This is a genomic window from Bergeriella denitrificans NBRC 102155 (assembly GCF_001592185.1).
GTDB lineage: Bacteria > Pseudomonadota > Gammaproteobacteria > Burkholderiales > Neisseriaceae > Neisseria > Neisseria denitrificans.
The window spans coordinates 1-2867 of record NZ_BCWL01000241.1; the positions used below are offsets into that span (position 1 = coordinate 1).

1 protein-coding gene is annotated in these 2867 nt (G+C 55.3%); it reads right to left on the reverse strand.

The annotated features are described in order from the left end of the window. Nucleotides 1-223 precede the first annotated feature (223 nt). The gene (locus tag BDE01S_RS09720; protein WP_115225380.1) at nt 224-2704 is read right to left on the reverse strand and encodes a glycogen/starch/alpha-glucan phosphorylase; all 2481 of its coding nucleotides are present in this window, start codon (nt 2702-2704) and stop codon (nt 224-226) included. Nucleotides 2705-2867: the final 163 nt, after the last annotated feature.

Here is a 2867-nt window from a genome sequence, read left to right on the forward strand (position 1 = left end):
GCACCATTTTCTTTGCTTTCAGCCAAAGCAACGCTCCCGTAACGGGATTTCAGCTGGTCACAAGATGCCCGTCCTACTTTTGGTCGAACAGATGCTCATCAGTGAAGTCACCGCTTTGTGTGATGAGTTGAAATGGTTTGGCGAAGTGGTGTGATGAAAGCAAAAAAAGCCGTCTGAAAAACGCGGTTTTTCAGACGGCTTTTTTGCTGCTTGTTAAACGCTTTTAGCGGCTTGCGGGCAGCTCCTGTTCGCTCAGGGGCTCGATATACCAGATGTTGCGGCAGTATTCGGCAATCGAGCGGTCGGACGAGAAGAAGCCCATATTGGCGATGTTGATTAATGCGGATTTCCGCCACGCGGCTTGGTCGGCGTAGTGGGCATCGACTTTGGCTTGGGTGTCGATGTAGCTGCGGAAGTCGGCCATCAGTTGGTAGAAATCGCCGTAAGGCTGCAATACGTCGTTGTAGCGGGCGGGCTCTTCTGGGGAGAAGGTACCTTGGCTGATTTGGTTGACGACGCGGCGCAGGTCGTGGTCGCGCTCGATGTAGCCCAGCGGGTCGTAGCCTTTGCGGCGGATTTCTTCTACCTGCTCGACGGTGTTGCCGAAGATGTAGCAGTGGTCTGCACCGACTTTTTCCAGAATTTCCACGTTGGCGCCGTCGAGCGTGCCGATGCAGATGGCGCCGTTGAGGGCGAATTTCATGTTGCTGGTGCCGGATGCTTCGGTGCCGGCCAGTGAAATCTGCTCGTGCAAGTCGGCGGCGGGGATAATAATCTGGGCGAGGCTGACGCTGTAATTGGGGATGTACACGACTTTAATCAGATCGCGGATGCGGGTGTCGTTGTTGATGGTGCGGGCGACATCGTTAATCAGGCGGATGATTTTTTTGGCCATGTAGTAGGCGGACGCGGCTTTACCGGCAAAGATGAAGACGCGCGGCTGCCAGTCGGCATCGGGGTTTTCCAGGATTTTGTTGTAGCGGTCGATGATGTGCATCACGTTCAGCGCTTGGCGTTTGTATTCGTGGATGCGCTTGATTTGTACGTCGAACAGGGCATCGGTGTTGACGGTAATGCCCAGCTCGGTTTCGATGTATTTGGCCAGACGGGCTTTGGCGGCTTTTTTGACGGCGCTGAATTTGGCCTGCACTTTGGCATCGGCGGCCGATTTGTTGAGCTTGGTCAGGTTGTCCAGATGCAGGCGCCAGTCCTGCTCGCCCAAGTGTTTGTCCAAAAAGGCGGTCAGCTCGGGGTTGGCAATATTAATCCAGCGGCGCGGGGTGACGCCGTTGGTGACATTGGTAAAGCGCTCGGGGAAGATTTTGGCGAAATCGGCAAAAATGGTGTTGACCATCAAATCGGAGTGGATTTTGGCCACGCCGTTGATTTTGTGCGAACCGATAACGGCCAGCCAGCCCATGCGGATGCGGCGGCCGTGGCTTTCGTCGATGATGGAGACGCGGCTGATGAAATCGTCGTCGAAATTGCCGCCGGCGCGCAGCGCGTTCAGGAAATAGGCGTTGATTTCGTAGATGATGTCGAGATGGCGGGGCAGCAGGCGGTTCATCAGGTCCACCGGCCAGGTTTCCAGCGCTTCGCTCATCAGGGTGTGGTTGGTGTAAGAGAAAATCTTACAGCACATATTCCAGGCTTCCGTCCACTCGATGCCTTCTTCGTCAATCAGGATACGCATCAGCTCGGGAATGGCCAGCACGGGGTGGGTGTCGTTCAAGTGGATGGCGGCTTCGTCGGCCAGTGTGCGGATGTCGGGGAAGCGGCATTTGTGGCGGGCAACGATGTCTTGCACCGAAGCGGATACCAGGAAATATTCCTGCTTCAGGCGCAGCTCTTTGCCGCTGTCGGTGGAGTCGTTGGGGTAGAGGACGCGGGTGATGTTTTCGTCGCTGTTTTGCGCGCGCACGGCAGAGTGGTAGTCGCCTTTGTTGAAGTCGTCAAGGTCGAACAGGTTGCCGGCGTGCGCGGTCCACAGGCGCAGCGGGTTGGCGACGGAGCCGCCGTAGCCGGGGATGATTTCGTCGTAAGCCCAGGCGGAGACTTCTTCGTTGGGATGCCAGGCTTTTTTGCCGTTGTCGTTTTGCACGTTGCCGCCGAACTTAATCGAGTATTGCTTGTTGGGGCGGGCAAACTGCCAGGCCAAATCCTGATCCAGCCACAGGTCTGGTTTTTCGACTTGCTGGCCGTCGACGATTTCCTGTTTGAACATACCGTATTGGTAGCGGATGCCGTAGCCCATGGCGGGGATGCGCAGGGTGGCGAGCGAGTCGAGGAAGCAGGCGGCCAGGCGGCCCAAGCCGCCGTTGCCCAAGCCGGGATCCTGCTCTTCTTCGCAGATGTCGGAAAATTCTTTGCCCAGCTGCTTGAAGGCTTCTTCAAATTCGGCATACACGCCTTCGTTAATCAGGGCGTTGACAAAGGCGCGGCCGAGCAGAAATTCCATGGAGAGGTAGTAAACCATGCGTTTGCCGTTGTCGATGTGGGCGCGGCGGGTTTTGAGGAAATCTTCGGCAATCAGGTCGCGGGCGGCCAGCATGGCAGCGTTCAGCCATTGATGCTCGGTGGCGTCTTTCGGATCGATGCCCAAGATGAAAATCAGTTTGTAAACAATGGACTTGCGGATGGTTTCCGCATCCGGTTTCGGCATAACGTAATCGTATCCTGAGATGGGTTGCTTTTGAGCCATAATCAACTTTCTTCTTTATCAAAGGGCTTATCGGGAAGCCGTGTCGGTGAAGCGTATGCAGGCCGTCTGAAAACGGCGTAAGAAATTAAATAACCGGTTTAAGTATATTTTGATTGTAAAACAATTACAACCGTAGCGTATCGGGGCAGCTATAGTCGTAGAACTT